Raw genomic sequence first — 15,623 nt, 5'->3', positions numbered from 1 at the left:
ACCTGGTACACGGCCGCCCCGCGCGACTGCGGCGGGCGGCGTGCAGCGCGTCGTAGGCTGGGGCGCGTGCCCGAACCACTTGCCGCCGCGCTCGCCGACCTTCGTACCCTGCTGACCGACTCCGACCGGTTGGTACGGGCGGTCGCGGCCGGCCGCCGCCGGGGCGCCACGCCCGAGATGCCGCGGGTCGAGCTGCGGCCGGTGCGGATCGGCGCCGGCCCACGCCTGCAGATCGTCGAGCAGGACACCGCCCGGCCGCGTACCCGCAACGTGGCCTGGGGCGCCGACGCCGAGGCGGCGGTCACCGAACTGCTCGCCCGGCCGTACGGGAACTGGCACGTCACCGGCACCGACACCACCGTGCAGCTGCGGGTCACCAAGCGCGGCGAGGCGCAGGTGCACCGCTCCGCCGGAGCCGGCACGCCGGCCGACACCGAGCACGACCGGGCGAAGAGCTACCTGCTGCCGCCGGACGACGAGCTGTACTCGGTGATCGGCGGCAACGCGGCCAAGCGCCGTCAGGTCGACGCGTTCCTGCGGGCGCTGGACGCCACCCTGCCGGCACAGCTGCCCGACCCGCTCCGGGTGGTCGATCTGGGCTGCGGCAACGCCTACCTGAGCTTCGCCGCGTACCGCTACCTGACCGGCCGGCGCGGCGCGACCGTGCGGCTGACCGGGGTGGACATCCGCGCCGACCAGCGCGACCGGAACACTGCGCTGGCACAACGGCTCGGTTGGGCCGACTCGGTGTCGTTCGTCGCCGGCACGATCGCCGACGCTCGGATCGACGGGAGCGATGGGGTCGACGTGGTGCTCGCGCTGCACGCCTGCGACACCGCCACCGACGACGCGCTGGCGCGGGCGGTGCGCTGGCAGGCGCCGTACGTGCTGGCCGCGCCGTGCTGCCACCACGAGCTGTCCGCGCAGCTGCGGGACCGCACCGATCCGTTGCTGCGCAGCGCGATCCTGCGGGAACGGTTCGCCGACGTGCTGACCGACGCGGTGCGCGCCGAGCTGCTGCGCGCGCTGGGCTGGTCGGTCGAGGTGGTGGAGTTCGTCGACTCCGCGCACACGCCGCGCAACGTGCTGCTGCGCGGCACGCGCGGCGGCGTGGACACCGCCGCCGCGCGTACCGGCTATCAGTCCCTGGTGGACACCTGGCGGATCAGCCCCGCGCTGGGGCGTCAGCTCGCCGATCTGCTGTCCTGACCGGAGCCACCGCGCGCGGCGCCGACCGGAACCGGAACAGCCGCAGCGAGTTCGACACCACGAACACGCTGGAGAACGCCATCGCCGCGGCCGCCAGTACCGGGGTGACCAGGCCCAGCGCGGCCAGCGGGATCGCCGCCACGTTGTACCCGAACGCCCAGAACAGGTTGCCCTGGATGGTGCGCAGGGTGCGCCGGGACAGCCGGATCGCGTCCGCCGCGGCCCGCAGGTCGCCGGCGACCAGGGTCAGGTCGCTCGCCTCGATCGCCACGTCGGTACCGGTCCCCATCGCGATGCCGAGATCGGCGGTGGCGAGCGCGGCGGCGTCGTTGATGCCGTCGCCGACCATCGCCACCACCCGGCCGGACCGCTGCAGTTCGGCGACCACGTCGGCCTTCCCGGCCGGCAGTACGCCGGCGTGCACCTCGTCGATGCCGACCGCGGCCGCGACCGTACGGGCGGCGGCCTCGTGGTCGCCGGTCAGCAGCACCGGCCGCAACCCCAGCCCGCGCAGCGCCGCGACCGCCTCGGCGGCACCGTCGGCGACGGTGTCGGACACGACCAGTACGCCCCGGGCGACGCCGTCCCAGCCGGCGAGCACCGCGGTGGCGCCGTGCGCGCCGGCCGTCGTGATCGCCTCGGTCAGCTCGGCCGCAACCGTCAGGCCCTCCCGGGTCAGCAGCTCCGGCCGGCCCACCACGACCCGCCGACCGTCCACAGTGGCCAGTGCACCGAACCCGGCCACCGCGGCGAAGTCGTGCACCTCCGGCAGCGGGCCGGCCGCGGCCGCGGCACCCGCCACGGCGCGGGCGATCGGGTGCTCGCTGGCGTGCTCGACCGCCCCCGCGTACCGCAGGATCTCGGCCGGCGACTCGCCGGTGGCGGCGATCGTGTCGGTGTGCGTCATCCGGCCGGTGGTGACCGTCCCGGTCTTGTCCAGCACCACGGTGTCGATCCGCCGGGTCGACTCCAGCACCTCCGGCCCCTTGATCAGGATGCCCAGCTGGGCGCCCCGACCGGTACCGACCAGCAGCGCCGTCGGTGTCGCCAGCCCGAGCGCGCAGGGGCAGGCCACGATCAGTACCGCCACCGCGGCGGTGACGGCCGCCGCGGCCGGCTGCCCGGTCGCGAGCCACGCCACCAGCGTGCCGACCGCGATGACCAGCACCACCGGCACGAACACCGCGGAGATCCGGTCCGCCAGCCGCTGCACCTGTGCCTTGCCGTTCTGCGCGTCGGCGACCAGCCGGCCGAGCTGGGCCAGCTGGGTGTCGGCGCCGACCCGCCGGGCGGTGACGACGAGCCGGCCGCCCGCGTTCACCGTCGCGCCGACGACCTCGTCGCCGGGGCCGACCTCGACCGGTACCGACTCGCCGGTGAGCATCGACGCGTCCACCGCGCTGGTACCGGACTCGACCACGCCGTCGGTGGCGATCTTCTCGCCCGGCCGGACCACGAACCGGTCCCCGACCGCCAGCCGTCCGATGGGGACGGTCTGCTCCCGGCCGTCCGCGGTCAGCACGGTGACGTCCTTGGCGCCCAACGAGAGCAGCGCCCGCAACGCCGAGCCGGCCCGCCGCTTGGCCCGCGCCTCGAAGTACCGGCCGGCCAGCAGGAACGTGGTCAGCGCGGCGCCGACCTCCAGGTACAGCTGGGGTCCGGTGTCGGAGCCGGCGAACAGGTGCAGGCTCATCCGCATGTTCTCGCCGCCCGCGCCGCCGAGGAACAGCGCCCACAGGCTCCACAGGTACGACACGGTCGCGCCCAGCGAGACCAGCGTGTCCATGGTGGCGGCACCGTGCCGCAGGTTGGTCAGTGCGGCGCGGTGGAACGGCCAGGCGCCCCACACCACGACCGGCGAGGTGAGCGTCAGCGCGAGCCACTGCCAGTGGTTGAACTGCAGCGGCGGGATCATCGCGAGCAGCAGCACCGGCAGCGTGAGCACGGCGGAGCCGAGCAGCCTGGTACGCAGCGAGTGTTCGGCTTCGTCCCGCTCGTCGGCGGCCGGTTCGCCGGCCACCGACTCCGACGCCGGCGGTTCCGGCGGCTGCGCGGTGTAGCCGGTCGCCTCGACGGTGCCGATCAGCTCCTGCACCGAGGTACCGGCCGGGTAGTGCACCCGGGCGGTCTCGGTGGCGAAGTTGACGGTGGCGGCCACGCCGGGCAGCTTGTTCAGCTTGCGCTCGACCCGAGCCGCGCAGGACGCGCAGGTCATGCCGCCGATCCGCAGCTCGACCGCGGCACCGTCACTGTCCACAGTAGACATCTACCCTCCCCGATCGGTGCGGTGGCGCCGACCACGGCCGGCGCCACCGGCGTCGAGATCCTGGCAGCACGGGCTGCCAGGATCTCTCATGCCAGCTGGTAGCCGGCCTCGTCGACCGCGGCGGCCACCGCGTCGGTCGCCAGCGGCTGGTCCGCGTCGACCTCGACCCGCCCGCTCGCCACGTCGACCCGGACCGCCTGCACCCCGGACAGCGCACGAAGCTCGGTGCTCACGGCGCTGGCGCAGTGGCCACAGGTCATGCCGGTCACGGTGTATGTCTGAGTTGCCATGGTTGCCTCCACAACGGTGAACCCGCGTCAGGACCGGACCAACCGGGCGATCGCCTCGGTGGCCTCCCTGACCTTCTCCTCTGCCTCTTCGCCACCCTTTGCCGTGGCCTCGGCCACGCAATGTGACAGGTGGCCGTCGAGCAGGCCGAGCGCGACGCCCTGCAGTGCCCTGGTGGCCGCCGAGATCTGCGTGAGCACGTCGATGCAGTACGTGTCCTGCTCGACCATCCGCTCCAGACCGCGGATCTGCCCCTCGATCCGCCGCAACCGGGCCAACAGTGCCTTTTTGTCGTCGCTGTACCAGTAACCCGCCATCTGGCCACCTCCCCGTTCGAGCTCCACGGTACCATACCCCCCTACCGTATCCAACCACGGAGCGGAGTGACTCGGACGCGAACGGATCAATTCCCGAAACGAATGTGAGTGGCACGCCGGGGGCGACTTGCGATCGACTGACGGTTACTCCTAATGTGACTCCCCGTCTGACCGGATGTCTGCCGCCTGCCCGTGGGCGGCACCGGGCGACACCGCCGAGTTGCCGCGTGAGCCGCCTCCCCTGGCGCTTGCCGGCGAGCCGGGGACCCACCTCCCTGGGGTGAATCCACGACCTCCGGGTCGTGGTAGGGCGCACTTCTTCCCCGCCCGAACCCGTCAGCTAACCCGGTAGGCGGTGCGAGGAAGAAGGAGCCGGCTGCCGGTGCCCACCTCCGCTGTCATGCCGCGACCGCTGCGGGCCTTCGGTCTGCTGCTGCTGGCCGCGCTCACCGCGATGGCCCTGTTGCTGCTCGGGACCCCGGCGCACGCCACACCGTCCGAGGCCGAGCTGACCAAGCAGATCGACGCCAAGTCCAAGCAGTTCGACAAGGCCGTCCAGGAGTACGACAAGGTCCAGGACCAGCTGGCCGCCAGCAAGAAGAAGGAAAAGGCGGTCAACAAGAAGCTCAAGCCGCTGCAGAAGAAGGTCGACGCGGCCGAGCAGTCGGTCGGCAAGATGGCGGCGGCCGCCTACCGCGGCGGCAAGCCGGGCGCGGTCAACGCGATCCTGTCCGACGGCTCCGCCAGTACCCTGCTCGACTCGCTCTCGCTGCTCGACCAGTTGGCGCGCAGCCAGAGCAAGCAGATCGCCGAGTACAGCAAGGCCAAGGCGGCGCTGGACAAGCAGAAGGCGGCGCTGGACACCGCGATCGGCAAGCAGACCCAGGCGAAGAAGAAGCTCGCCAGCCAGAAGACGTCGCTGGACAAGGACGTGCAGAAGCTGCGCGACCTGCGCACCCAGGCATACGGATCGCCCACCAACTACGACACCAACGTCGACTACGGCCCGGCGCCGAACCTGCCCGGCTCCGCCGGCAAGGCGGTCGACTACGCGTGGGCGCAGCTCGGCAAGCCGTACAACATGGGTTCCGCGGGGCCCGACGCGTTCGACTGCTCCGGCCTGACCATGATGGCCTGGAACGCCGCCGGCTACTCGCTCGCGCACAGCTCGTACACCCAGTACAGCCAGACCCACCGGATCAGCCGCGACCAGCTGCAGGCGGGCGACCTGGTGTTCTACAGCGGGAACGAGCACGTCGCGATCTACATCGGCGGCGGCCAGGTGATCCACGCGCCGACCTACGGCGAGCCGGTGCAGAAGGCCAGCGTCGACATGATGCCGCCGGACGGCTACGGCCGGGTCGGCTGAAGCCGGCCAGGCCGGCGCAGACAAGCCTTACCCCCACCCCCACGCGACGCCGGTACCGGAGCCTCCCCCGTCTCCGGCACCGGCGTCGCGGCCTGAACGGTCCGGAACGCCGGGATCTCGCTGTGACCCGCCGGTACCGGACCGGTAAGCTTCGGCTGGGGCCCGCGGGCGCGGGGTGGGAATCCGGTAGCCTCCACGGTGGCCGAAGGCCCGGCAGCCGGCCCGAGCGCCGGTCGTTGCCCTCGTAGCTCAGGGGATAGAGCACCGCTCTCCTAAGACGGCCAACGGCTTGCCGATCCATCTGCACCTATGCCCGGCGGTGCTGACCTCGGTTTTCTCCCGCCAGTTACCGTGGTTCCCCCTCGTTCCGCGCTCCAACGGGCACGCACGGGGCACGGGAGCGGACTCTCGGGAACGTGTGCATGACGGGAGCAGGCCGGGCGGTCAAGGGTCCTCAGCCGGCCCTGGCCTTGCCTCGCGGTCGTTGGCGTTGGCGTCCGTTGACGTCGCATCGGCGTCAGTCTCGCGCAGCCATCGGCATAGGTTGGGCGCTGCTCTCTCAAGATGGTCAAGGACCCCACTGATCGATCAGCATCGAGTCCGCACCACCCCGACTTGGCTGTCCTCCCACGCCTCACCGCGGAAGAACGCCTTCCACATCTCAACGGGCACGCGGAGCACCCGCATCAGGCAGATCATGAGGATGGGTCGTCAGGCAGGGCAGTTGCGACGGACCTCTCAGTTGCACGGTTTGAGGCCATATAGACATACGAGTAAGCCCATCGCACCGTAAGCCTGGCTCGTTCCGATACTTCTGGTGCGTACGACTGATGACTGAAACATGACACACGATTCCCACGGTCTTCCTGTGTGGGCACACCAACAGGCACGAAGCGGACTAAGATCCGATGTGGCTAGTTGAGTCGCAACTATACCCAAACATGAACGACATCCAAGATGGCCAGGGAGGGCACATTGCCGAAAATCAAGTCCTTTGACGCCAATGGCCTATTATACGAAAATGCAGAGCATCATCTAAATTTCGGTGATCATGGCCCCGTTAGCATCATAGCAGGACCAAATGGCGTCGGAAAGACCCATATCCTGCGCACAATACATGGCATCCTTGGCAATCGGCCAGAATCGCTCCTCCGTACGCCGTTCAAAGAAATAGTCATCGAGTTAGACACGAGGAAACTGATTCGCGCAATCAGTTCTCCTGACCACACAAAAAGGAAGGTATCCCTGAGAGGCGAGGGGCCGCGCGGCCGAATCTACGGCGAACTGAGCATCAAGCCGGAGGGGCGGCCTCTCCCATACTACTGGCAAGAGATCGAGGATGGCGTATTTCTGAATACTCGCACAAATGAAATTATTCCGGAAGACTATGTCGAGGATTTCATTCGCTATGACATAAACACAGCCGTAGAGCCTCGCGGCACGCGACCCAGACGCCGAAAAACGGCGCCGAGGCCAGCGTGGTGGCGCGAGTTTGGACAGCTTAGCTCTGTCTTCATCGATACCAAGCGACTCGACACCGGACTCCAGAATCCTGATCTGCGTCATCCACAGCGATATCATTCCAGAATCGATGAATATATCGATCAGGTACGGATACAAGTTACCGAGGCAAGAAGGATGTCGCTCGCAGCATCCCAACGAGCTGATGAAAGTTTCGCAGCGAGAGTATTTGCCGGTGGACGTGCCCGCACTTCGTCAGTTCTCATAGAAGAATACGATGAACTCGCCGAGCAAAATGCGGAGCTCTTCAAAAGTGGCTTGTCTACTGCAAGCTGGGACATGGAACTGCCATCCCGCGAGCTTGACACCACTGAGCGACGAGTCCTGTCGGCATTTATTGAAGACTGGAAGAAGAAGATTACTCCTCTCCTTCCGGTTCACGAGCGACTTAAGACCCTGCAACAGATCGTGAACGATAAATTCATCGGCAAGACTCTCCTGTTGGACAGCAGTGGCCGTCTCGTCTTCCATTCAAACCTCGATGGACAGCCGATACCGGTAAACGTCCTGTCCTCTGGAGAGCAGCATCTATTGGCGCTGTTTACGATGCTGTTGTTTTCGACCAGTTCGGGCACTGTTGTTCTGATTGACGAACCTGAAATATCCCTGCACGCTGCCTGGAAACATTCATTTATTAGCGACATCACCGACGTAGCAACGATCTGCGGGCTTCAGATTATCCTCGCTACCCACTCGGCCGGAATCATCAACGGCAGATGGGACATCGTCGAGGAGCTGGCCGTACAATGGTGACAGATCCACACTCAATCAAAAATTATGATGAAGCAGCTACTCGAATTCGACTGCATCACCAAGCAGACCCGCGCCCGGTACTTGTGGTGGAAGGACCTTCCGATTCGCGGTTTCTGGAGGAAGTCCTATTAGATCAATGTGCGGTTTTTCCAGTAGGCGGTCGCCCAAATGTCCTAAACGTGGTAAGGGAAGTCGAAGCACTCAACGTCGCATCACTGCGGCTTTTCGGAATCCTAGATCGCGACTTCGATCATAAGATCGCGACAGCCGAATCCGAGGGCCTTCCGATATTCCCTTACGAGAACGCCGATCTCGAAGCCATGGCGATCGTCTCATCGGCCTTTAAAGTCTTGGTATCAGAAGTCGCTAGCGCGGATAAGCTGCACCGCTTTGGAGGACTAGTTCAGCTAAAGAAGGCGCTGTATCATGCAGTAGAGCCGCTTGCGCGGCTGCGTGCCGCCAATGCTTACCATCAATGGGGATTGAACTTTGATGCGGTTGACGTGTGCGCAAAAATCGACCCTGACTCGTGCGCACTAAAAATTCGTCCATACTGCATGGCGTTAGTCGCAAAGAGTTCTGGCTCACCACCACCTGTAGACACTCTTGTTGACTTCGCGCAGGGAGCTGAAACCATCGAGAATCCTCCAACTTGCCCACGTGGTTCTAGGCCATATTTTCGAGGAAGAGATCTCCTTTCCGCGCTCGCCGCTCTGCTCAAGCGTGTAATTGGAACAGCGCCCTCGTCTGTCACGAAGCCAGAGCATCTCGAACACATTTTGCATGTCGCGTTCTGTTCTCCAGTGCATTCCGAAGCCTGGACAAGCGAGCTGAAGTCACGAGTCGGAATCAGTAACGCGGCATAGGCGCCATTCATCATTCCCTAGCCATCCCGTCACCGTCGTCCCACCCTCTGGGGAGCGGGCCGCCGCCGGGGCCGCCACCCTCCGCGGTCTGCACATTGCTCACGGATGCTGGCGGCCCCGGCGGCGGTCTGCTCGGCTGTGCCTGGGGCGTCGGTGACGGGATGGCGGCAGTGCCCGCCCAGCAACCCGGCGGCCGGTAGCGGTCCCCGGCCATCCCGGAGCCTGAGCGCCCCCGCCGGAGGCGCCATAACCGGCACCAGCTGACAACCCGCCGCCCGGTCGACCCGCCCGCCGTACCCCGCCATCCGGCGTCGGCGGTGACCGGCGCGGTCAGTAGCCCATGACTGTTGCGACAAGGCCGTCACTCTCGGTGTGAACTTGCGAGGGTGGCGGCCCTGTTGGTGTGCGCGCCTGCCGCGGGCCTGGAGCGTTCCGGCCGCGGGCGACAGCAGAGCGGCCGGAACGCGGCCCGAACGGCGGCGCGCGCGGCCCGTCAGGGCCGCCTTGAACCCGTACAGAAAGTTCTCACCGACCGGACGGCCTGATGCGCCCCGTGTCCTGGTCGCGTAGCGTCGTCAGCATGGCTGGGCTAGTGGAGGAGGCGCGAGCGATCGCTGAGCGGCTCATGAGTGTGGAGCTTCCGCGTCGCTGGCGGCATGTCCAAGCGGTAGCTCGTACTGCTGGTGAGGCTTCCTCGGCCGTAGAGCCAACTGATCGCGACCCGCTCGTCGCTGCTGCCTGGCTGCACGACATCGGCTACGTTCGCGGACTGGTCGACACGGGCTTTCATCCGCTCGACGGCGCCCGGTGGCTCCGGCGGCATGAGTTCGATCCGCGAGTGACTGCCCTGGTCGCCAATCACTCTTGTGCGTTGATCGAGGCGGATGAGCGCGGGCTTGCCGATGTACTCGCTGCGGAGTTCGCCAACGAGAGTACGGCGACGACGGATGCGCTGTGGTACAGCGATATGACCACGGGGCCGGACGGCCAGCCATTCGAAGTCACGGAACGCCTAGACGAGATTGACCAGCGGTACGGCCCGGATCATGTGGTCACCCGGTTCATCCGGCGTGCTCGGCCTGAGATCGTGGGCGCCGTCCGTCGGACGGAGCAACGTCTCGCCAGGGCGCGCACTGCGTCAGCCTAGGTAGGGCATCGCCTGGTGCTCAAGGTAGCGGCCGATGCGCTGCCGCATGGACTCGTGCATCGGTAACGTGATGAGGTCACCTTCGGGCACCCATCGAACCTCTGAGGTCTCGTCGCTCGGTGTTGGGTGTCCGGAGACGGCACGGGCGGTGTACACCAACGAGAACTCCTGGCGGGCTTCGCCGTTGCTCGTGTAGAGGATGACGTGGTTCGGGTTTGTGTAGACGCCAACCAGTCCCGTTACCTCGCAACGGATTCCGGTCTCTTCCTCCACCTCCCGTACGGCGGTCTCGGTCAAGGTCTCGCCCGGGTCCATGCCGCCCCCTGGTAGTGCCCAGTTGCCGTTGTCGGTGCGGCGGATCATCAGTACCTCGTTGAGTTCGTTGGTCACGACGACGTTCGCTGACGGGACGATGCTGTTGGCCGCGGGTGCGTTCGGGTCGTTGAGGTAGTCGATGCGTCGCGCCATCTCAGTTCTTCGCCTTCCTCTTGCGCTGACGGCTCACCGGGGGCGGCGCTGGCTCGGAGCTTTCCCACACTCGCTCGAAGCTGTCCATGTAGTGGTCGAACAGACGGCCGCCCTCGACTTGACGAAGGTGGAGGATCGGAGAGTCGCCAGCTGGTGCGCCGTAGGCGTGGGCGTTGACGAACGCATCACGATCGAAGCGGTAGATCGAGTTGTAGAGCGTGGTGTCGTGATGGTGGATGTGGACACCCTCAACGCCGAATGCCGCGCGCAGGTAGCCCCGTGCAAGGTCGCTTCGCGCCGCCAGGTGGTCGCCGATCTGCTCCTCTTCGCCCCGCAGCGCGATCGCCTCGCCCTCTGGATCCCCGAGCAAGTAGCGGATCTGCACACCTTCACTCGCCTTGGCTGCGAGCATCTTGCCGAGGTCGGCATGCCCGTCAGGCAGGAAGAGGCCAGAGAACACGAGGATGTCTATGTTCTCCTTGGCTGATTGGATCAGTTCGTACCAGTAGCTGGCCGGCAACTCGCCTCGGTGGTAGTAGATCCTGACGACTTCCGCTTCACGTGCGCTCCGAGCCTGAGGGCTGTCCATCACCTGGGGCCAAAGGAAAAGCTCCTTGGCTTCGAGCAGGCGGGCCGTCTCCACTCGCTGCCTGGGACGAGGCACCCGGTCCTTGGTGATCCAACGTTCGACCGTCTTGGGGTCGACCTTCACGCGGTACGCGAGTTCGTCTGGTGTCAGTCCTGCCTTCGCGATGGCGACGCGAAGTCTCTCGTTGGCCATGTGCCCACCCAGGGACGTAGGGACGTTCAGGGGACGTTCTCAGTGTACATGGACGTCCCTCATAAGTCCCGTTCTGTCGGTCTTCGTGTCCCCTCCTTCTGCGGCGTAATGGTCTGGAGCCCGATGGACGGGTTCGGATCTGGCCAGTTGACACGTGCGTGTCAGCAACGAAGGGAGAAGGCCAATGCGTCTGCTGGTGAACATGAGTGACAAGCAGTGCCAGGTGTCCAAGGCTGCGACGGAGAAGCTCGACGGGGAGAAGCGCCAGAAGCGGAACAGGGACGGCCTGCCGATGTGGACGGTCCAGATGATCGTTCTGGACTCGACGGGTGCCGAGGTGATCAACGTGACGACCGCAGGTGAGAAGCCGGACGTCACGGTTGGTCAGCCGGTCACCCCGGTGGAGCTGGAGGCTCTGCCGTGGAACACCAACGGCAAGCACGGTGTCGCGTACCGCGCGGTGGAGCTGAAGAAGCTCCCGGCCCCGAAGAACGCCGCCTAGCACCTTCCGTACTGGACAGCAAAGCACTTCAGGTTCAGACGCAGCTATGTGCGGGAGGCGCACATGTTCAGTGAACAGCACATCAGCCTGATGCGGTCGCGATGGGAAGAGCTCGAAGCGGAGTCCACGCGACTGTTTGACGCCATGGAGCGGGTCTGGAATGACCCCGCGTTCGTGGTGGCTCGGGACGCCTATCAGAAGGCGTTGGACGCCTACAAGCCTCACGCGGATGTGTGGGACGAGGCGTACCGGCAGTTCAAGGCGGCCCAGACGGCTGCGAAGCGAGCCGGCGATGCGTATCGCGCGGCTCTGGCCACCTACCAGTTGGCCGGTTAAGGCCGGGGGAGCCAGTTAGCGGCTGGCTCCACCCGATCCCACACACGTGGGCCGGTGCTGATTCGAACTCCGCCGGCCCATGTGCAACTCACCTGACCCTTGGAAGGGGTGGGCAAGTCATGCCCAAGTCTAGGTTGTTCGGTGGTCGTCGGGGAAGTACCGACGTCAACATCATCGATTCCAACGTTCAGCGGTCGTCCATGCGCCGGGCGAAGACCGCGTTCGTGGTCACGGCCCTGGTGGCCTGGGCGCTGGCGGCGCTGGTGCTGTCGAGTCACATCAACCCGATCCTCGCCGTGCTGGCGGGCGCGTTCCTCGCCGCGCCGGTGGCCAGCATCGTGTTTGTGGTGGTGCTGGTGTGGCCGGTGGTACGGATCATCGTCCACTGGTGGGTGGAGATCGCCGCCGTCGGTCTCGTGCTGGTTGGCATGTCCAGCCTGTATCACGTGATCGCCGGTCCGCTGGTGATCGGCATCCTGCTGGCGGTGATCGCCGGTCTGATGCTGCCGCCGGCTGTGCGGCATCGCACCGTGGCGTGGTGCTGGTGCGTGATCTCGCGGCATCGGCTGCGGATGTCGTTTGCTGCCTACATTCGCGGGAACCGCGAGGGCACCCTGCCGTTCATCCTGCACGCCACGCCGACCCCGGTCGGGGAACGCGTCGTGGTGTGGCTTCGCCCCGGCCTCTCCCTGGGCGAGCTACAGAACCGGACGGATCAGCTTGCGGTGTCGTGCTGGGCGAAGAACGTCACCGTCGAGTCCGCCTCGACCAAGTACGCGGCGCTGCTGGAGTTCCAGATCAAACGCCGCGACACCCTGAACGCAGTGGTCGATTCCCCGTTGGTGGAGGTGTCCGGGGCTCCCGGACGCGACAAGCCCGCTGCGGACCCGATCACGGCTCTGGACCTGGACGACGTCGCCGAAGACGACGTGAAGGTCCCCGAGCAGGCCAAGCCGGCGAAGAAACAGCCGGCGAACACGGCCATCTACAAGCCGACACCGAAGAACACCGACCCGTCGGTGGTGATGTCGGCCTCCGGTGAGGACGTCACCGACTACATCTGATCCCTCGCCGGATCGTCCGGGGTGCGGACTGCCGCAACGGTCCGCATCCCTTCCCTACCAACCATTGTGTGGCTCCTGAAGGAGGAGTGTGTCATGGGCGCTGTCACCGTGGCCGGGCGCAGTGTCCCGGTCGGCTGTGGACTGTCAATGTTCGACCCGATCTATCTGGGCCGTGACGAGTACGGCCGGCCGGTGTATGTCCGGCTCATCTACAAAAACCTGCTCTCCGGCGGGGAACCCGGTTCCGGGAAGTCGACCCTGATCAACGCGATCTGCTGCCACGCCGCCCTCTGCGCGGATGCACGCCTGGTGCTGTTCGACGGCAAGTGGGTGGAGCTGGGCCAGTACGAAGACGTGGCCGACAAGTTCGTCGGCCCCGACCTGGCCGACGCCATCGTCACCCTGAAGCGGCTGCAGCGGGTGCTGGACAACCGCTACGCCTGGCTGCGCGCCCAAGGCCGCCGCAAGATCGTCGCCTCCGACCATCTGTCGGTGATCGTCGCCGTGGTCGACGAACTGGCGTACTTCTCCGCCACGGTCGGGGCCAAACAGGATCAGGAAGAGTTCTCGACTCTGCTGCGTGATCTGGTCGCGCGGGGCCGTGCTTGCGGCGTGATCGTGGTTGCCGCAACCCAGCGGCCCTCCGGGGTGGACATCATCCCCGCGTCGCTGCGGGACATCTTCGGCTACCGGCACGCGGGCCGGTGCACCACCGCGGATTCCTCCGATCTGGTGCTTGGTCGGGGCTGGGCGTCGCAGGGTTTCGACGCCTCCGCCATCGCCCCCGAACAGTCCGGCGTGGGCTACCTGCTTGCCGAGGGCGGTGTCCCGGTGCTGATGAAGACGCCGTGGATGTCTGACGGGCAGATCGAAGCCGTCGTGGACTACGCGGCTTGGACCCGCCGCACCGACACCATTCCCGACCCGGCGCAGATCGCCGAGGTCGTCTCGATCAAGGAGGCAGCGTGAACGAGATCCGTCCCGACCTGCTCAAGACGGCGTTCGAGTCGGTGAGCGCCGCGCCCGATCCCGAGCTGTCCAGCGGACAGCGCAACCCATCTGGCCCGGTATGGCGAGTCACGCCACCGTCCTGCGAAGGCTGCCACGACGGCGGCGGCAACTGGGACTGCGAAGGCGAAAACGCCGATGACCCGTGGTGCAACTGCGAATCCTGCACCGGGTCGAACTACTGCCCCGAGTGCGGTCGCTGCGGCGACTGCGGCGAGTTGGAGTGCATCTGCAAGTGAAGAAACGCCCGAGGGCCGGCCTCTCTCGCCAAAGACCGACCGGCCCCGGGTGAACCGTTTCCCCTGTTCAAGGAGTGGTTGCCATGAAGGCTACCCCTGCCCTGTCCCTCGTCGCTGGCGAGGGCACGACCGCTGTTGACACGCACGTGTCAACCGACCCTGCCGTCGGCGCGTACGCGATTTCGCGTCTGGCGGCGGTGCTGGAAGACGCCTGGGCAGCGATCCGGGCACAGCACCCCGACATCGACCACGCGGTGGTCATCATCGGCCCCGGCACCGGGACCGGACGCCCGGCCGAGCACGGGCACTACGGATCGCTGCGCTGGCGGCACCGCCACAGCGACGCCGAGTTCGCTGAGGTCCTGGTCGCCGGCGAGGGACTGTCCCGCACCGCCGCCGAAGTCCTCGGCACGCTGCTGCACGAGGCAGCACACGCTCTGGCCGACGCGCGTCAGGTGAAGGACACCTCGCGTCAGGGCCGCTGGCACAACAAGCACTTCGCACAGCTCGCGACCGAGCTGGGTCTCGCGGTCGAACCCGACGACAAGATCGGCTTCCGCACAACCATCACCGACCTGACGACCGGCCGGTATCAGTCCACCATCGCCGCGCTCGATGGCGCGATCACGCTGTTTCGGCACCCGATCGAGGCCAAGCCGAAGAAGAAGCGGGACAATTCCAACAACCCCATCCCGCTCGAATGCCTGTGCCCGCGAAAGATCAAAGTAGCTCCGACCATCGCGGAAGCCGGGCTGATCCGGTGCGACGTGTGCGGGCACGCCTTCATGCCCGACGGGCAACCGGACCCGACCCTTACGCCGGACCCGACCGGCGCCGCCCATGACGGGATGCCCACGTTCCCGTGGGGCACCGTCCCGAACGGGCTCGCCACCTTGCGGCAGCTCGCCGCTTCTGGGCTTCGTCCCGGTGGGCAGCCGATCGCCGCTCGTCTGACCTGGCGGCACGGCCGCCGGTTCGCCAACCTCTACCGCCTTGATGCCGCGAAGACCAAGCGGCAGGCCACCCCGGCACAGCTCGACGCGCTGGCCCGGGCCAACGCCGCTCGTGCCGCGAAACGGGGTGACCGGTGATGGGTGCCCGTAGCGCCGTGCTCGATGACTGCCGGGAACGGCTGCACATGTACATCGAGTTCTACGACCCTGACGGCGTCCACTACAGCATGCCGACCTACCCGTGGCTGATGGCCCCGGCGGGCTACTCGACCGTACGACAGTTGCGGGCCAAGGGACTTCGGCCCGGTGGACAGCCGATCGCCGCACAGATCCTCTGGCGCCACCGCAAGCAACAGCGCGTCGCCTATCTGTACCGCGACGATCTCGCCAAAGAGAAGCGCACCGCCACCCCGCGACAGCTCGTCGCGGTCGGCCTGGCACTGCTGGCCCGCCGCACCTGCCGAACCTGCGGGCAGGTGAAGGGCTACTACATCCCTCGCCGATTCGGCGAATGCCTCGACTGCGCGGGAGTCTGA

Annotated in this window: 17 protein-coding genes and 1 riboswitch; of the genes, 12 read left to right on the top strand and 5 right to left on the bottom strand. The window is 66.6% G+C overall.

Annotated features, from left to right (window positions below; all coding sequences use genetic code 11):
• Window positions 1-66 precede the first annotated feature (66 nt).
• Window positions 67-1,209, top strand: coding sequence for a class I SAM-dependent methyltransferase (locus NUM_RS28840; RefSeq protein ID WP_207128106.1), 1,143 nt, complete (start codon window positions 67-69; stop codon window positions 1,207-1,209).
• On the opposite strand, the gene NUM_RS28835 is transcribed toward NUM_RS28840, so the two are convergent.
• The 3 genes from NUM_RS28835 to NUM_RS28825 all read right to left on the bottom strand — a co-directional run bounded on the left by NUM_RS28835 (window position 1,166) and on the right by NUM_RS28825 (window position 4,080).
• Entirely contained in the window at window positions 1,166-3,475 is a 2,310-nt protein-coding gene (locus NUM_RS28835; RefSeq protein ID WP_207128105.1) for a heavy metal translocating P-type ATPase, read from the bottom strand. The genes NUM_RS28840 and NUM_RS28835 overlap by 44 nt on opposite strands.
• Window positions 3,476-3,561: 86 nt before the next feature.
• The gene (locus NUM_RS28830; protein WP_207128104.1) at window positions 3,562-3,765 is read right to left on the bottom strand and encodes a heavy-metal-associated domain-containing protein; all 204 of its coding nucleotides are present in this window, start codon (window positions 3,763-3,765) and stop codon (window positions 3,562-3,564) included.
• Between the two features lie 27 nt (window positions 3,766-3,792).
• A complete protein-coding gene (locus tag NUM_RS28825) occupies window positions 3,793-4,080 on the bottom strand; it encodes a metal-sensitive transcriptional regulator (RefSeq protein WP_207128103.1) in 288 nt (95 codons plus the stop codon).
• Window positions 4,081-4,315: 235 nt separating this feature from the next.
• A riboswitch (cyclic di-AMP (ydaO/yuaA leader) is annotated at window positions 4,316-4,450 on the top strand.
• 12 nt (window positions 4,451-4,462) lie between these two features.
• Here NUM_RS28825 and NUM_RS28820 point away from each other — a divergent pair.
• The 4 genes from NUM_RS28820 to NUM_RS28805 all read left to right on the top strand — a co-directional run bounded on the left by NUM_RS28820 (window position 4,463) and on the right by NUM_RS28805 (window position 9,736).
• The gene (locus tag NUM_RS28820) at window positions 4,463-5,449 is read left to right on the top strand and encodes a C40 family peptidase (protein WP_207128102.1); all 987 of its coding nucleotides are present in this window, start codon (window positions 4,463-4,465) and stop codon (window positions 5,447-5,449) included.
• Window positions 5,450-6,406: 957 nt separating this feature from the next.
• On the top strand, window positions 6,407-7,723 hold the full coding sequence (locus NUM_RS28815; RefSeq protein WP_207128101.1) for an ATP-binding protein: 1,317 nt from the start codon (window positions 6,407-6,409) through the stop codon (window positions 7,721-7,723).
• The gene (locus NUM_RS28810) at window positions 7,717-8,589 is read left to right on the top strand and encodes a DUF4435 domain-containing protein (protein ID WP_207128100.1); all 873 of its coding nucleotides are present in this window, start codon (window positions 7,717-7,719) and stop codon (window positions 8,587-8,589) included. Before NUM_RS28815 ends, NUM_RS28810 begins: the two co-directional genes overlap by 7 nt.
• Window positions 8,590-9,169: 580 nt before the next feature.
• A complete protein-coding gene (locus tag NUM_RS28805) occupies window positions 9,170-9,736 on the top strand; it encodes an HDIG domain-containing metalloprotein (RefSeq protein ID WP_207128099.1) in 567 nt (188 codons plus the stop codon).
• Here NUM_RS28805 and NUM_RS28800 read toward each other — a convergent pair.
• Both NUM_RS28800 and NUM_RS28795 read right to left on the bottom strand, forming a co-directional pair.
• Window positions 9,728-10,204, bottom strand: a complete 477-nt coding sequence (locus NUM_RS28800; protein ID WP_207128098.1) for an NUDIX hydrolase — start codon at window positions 10,202-10,204, stop codon at window positions 9,728-9,730. The two genes, NUM_RS28805 and NUM_RS28800, sit on opposite strands and share 9 nt — an antisense overlap.
• Before the next feature lies 1 nt (window position 10,205).
• Entirely contained in the window at window positions 10,206-10,985 is a 780-nt protein-coding gene (locus tag NUM_RS28795) for an XRE family transcriptional regulator (RefSeq protein WP_207128097.1), read from the bottom strand.
• A 184-nt stretch (window positions 10,986-11,169) separates the two neighbouring features.
• Between NUM_RS28795 and NUM_RS28790 the strand changes: the two genes are divergently transcribed.
• The 7 genes from NUM_RS28790 (at window position 11,170) to NUM_RS28760 (ending at window position 15,623) form a co-directional block, all read left to right on the top strand.
• Window positions 11,170-11,487: a hypothetical protein gene (locus tag NUM_RS28790; protein WP_207128096.1), complete on the top strand. Its 318-nt coding sequence runs from the start codon at window positions 11,170-11,172 to the stop codon at window positions 11,485-11,487.
• A gap of 63 nt (window positions 11,488-11,550) precedes the next feature.
• Complete coding sequence (locus NUM_RS28785; RefSeq protein WP_207128095.1) at window positions 11,551-11,823, top strand: hypothetical protein; 273 nt, start codon at window positions 11,551-11,553, stop codon at window positions 11,821-11,823.
• A gap of 200 nt (window positions 11,824-12,023) precedes the next feature.
• Window positions 12,024-12,887 (top strand): hypothetical protein, encoded by an 864-nt coding sequence (locus NUM_RS28780; protein WP_207128094.1) that lies wholly within the window; start codon window positions 12,024-12,026, stop codon window positions 12,885-12,887.
• 93 nt (window positions 12,888-12,980) lie between these two features.
• Window positions 12,981-13,856, top strand: a complete 876-nt coding sequence (locus NUM_RS28775) for an FtsK/SpoIIIE domain-containing protein (protein ID WP_207128093.1) — start codon at window positions 12,981-12,983, stop codon at window positions 13,854-13,856.
• Window positions 13,853-14,134, top strand: coding sequence for a hypothetical protein (locus NUM_RS28770; protein WP_207128092.1), 282 nt, complete (start codon window positions 13,853-13,855; stop codon window positions 14,132-14,134). Before NUM_RS28775 ends, NUM_RS28770 begins: the two co-directional genes overlap by 4 nt.
• An 83-nt stretch (window positions 14,135-14,217) precedes the next feature.
• Window positions 14,218-15,225: an RRQRL motif-containing zinc-binding protein gene (locus tag NUM_RS28765; protein WP_207128091.1), complete on the top strand. Its 1,008-nt coding sequence runs from the start codon at window positions 14,218-14,220 to the stop codon at window positions 15,223-15,225.
• Complete coding sequence (locus NUM_RS28760) at window positions 15,225-15,623, top strand: RRQRL motif-containing zinc-binding protein (RefSeq protein ID WP_207128090.1); 399 nt, start codon at window positions 15,225-15,227, stop codon at window positions 15,621-15,623. The genes NUM_RS28765 and NUM_RS28760 overlap by 1 nt, the downstream gene beginning before the upstream one ends.

It is taken from the genome of Actinocatenispora comari (genome assembly GCF_017312725.1).
Classification (GTDB): Bacteria; Actinomycetota; Actinomycetes; order Mycobacteriales; family Micromonosporaceae; genus Actinocatenispora; species Actinocatenispora comari.
Note: the sequence above shows the minus strand (reverse complement) of the source record. Positions and strands in the feature narration are given on the sequence as shown.

What these genes read in the sequence shown, in the direction of transcription:
- NUM_RS28835 (WP_207128105.1), bottom strand. Translation starts at nt 3,475, where the DNA reads ATGTCTACTGTGGACAGTGACGGTGCCGCGGTCGAGCTGCGGATCGGC.
- NUM_RS28830 (WP_207128104.1), bottom strand. Translation starts at nt 3,765, where the DNA reads ATGGCAACTCAGACATACACCGTGACCGGCATGACCTGTGGCCACTGC.
- NUM_RS28825 (WP_207128103.1), bottom strand. Translation starts at nt 4,080, where the DNA reads ATGGCGGGTTACTGGTACAGCGACGACAAAAAGGCACTGTTGGCCCGG.
- NUM_RS28815 (WP_207128101.1), top strand. Translation starts at nt 6,407, where the DNA reads ATGGCCAGGGAGGGCACATTGCCGAAAATCAAGTCCTTTGACGCCAAT.
- NUM_RS28810 (WP_207128100.1), top strand. Translation starts at nt 7,717, where the DNA reads ATGGTGACAGATCCACACTCAATCAAAAATTATGATGAAGCAGCTACT.
- NUM_RS28805 (WP_207128099.1), top strand. Translation starts at nt 9,170, where the DNA reads ATGGCTGGGCTAGTGGAGGAGGCGCGAGCGATCGCTGAGCGGCTCATG.
- NUM_RS28800 (WP_207128098.1), bottom strand. Translation starts at nt 10,204, where the DNA reads ATGGCGCGACGCATCGACTACCTCAACGACCCGAACGCACCCGCGGCC.
- NUM_RS28795 (WP_207128097.1), bottom strand. Translation starts at nt 10,985, where the DNA reads ATGGCCAACGAGAGACTTCGCGTCGCCATCGCGAAGGCAGGACTGACA.
- NUM_RS28790 (WP_207128096.1), top strand. Translation starts at nt 11,170, where the DNA reads ATGCGTCTGCTGGTGAACATGAGTGACAAGCAGTGCCAGGTGTCCAAG.
- NUM_RS28785 (WP_207128095.1), top strand. Translation starts at nt 11,551, where the DNA reads ATGTTCAGTGAACAGCACATCAGCCTGATGCGGTCGCGATGGGAAGAG.
- NUM_RS28780 (WP_207128094.1), top strand. Translation starts at nt 12,024, where the DNA reads ATGCGCCGGGCGAAGACCGCGTTCGTGGTCACGGCCCTGGTGGCCTGG.
- NUM_RS28775 (WP_207128093.1), top strand. Translation starts at nt 12,981, where the DNA reads ATGGGCGCTGTCACCGTGGCCGGGCGCAGTGTCCCGGTCGGCTGTGGA.
- NUM_RS28765 (WP_207128091.1), top strand. Translation starts at nt 14,218, where the DNA reads ATGAAGGCTACCCCTGCCCTGTCCCTCGTCGCTGGCGAGGGCACGACC.
- NUM_RS28760 (WP_207128090.1), top strand. Translation starts at nt 15,225, where the DNA reads ATGGGTGCCCGTAGCGCCGTGCTCGATGACTGCCGGGAACGGCTGCAC.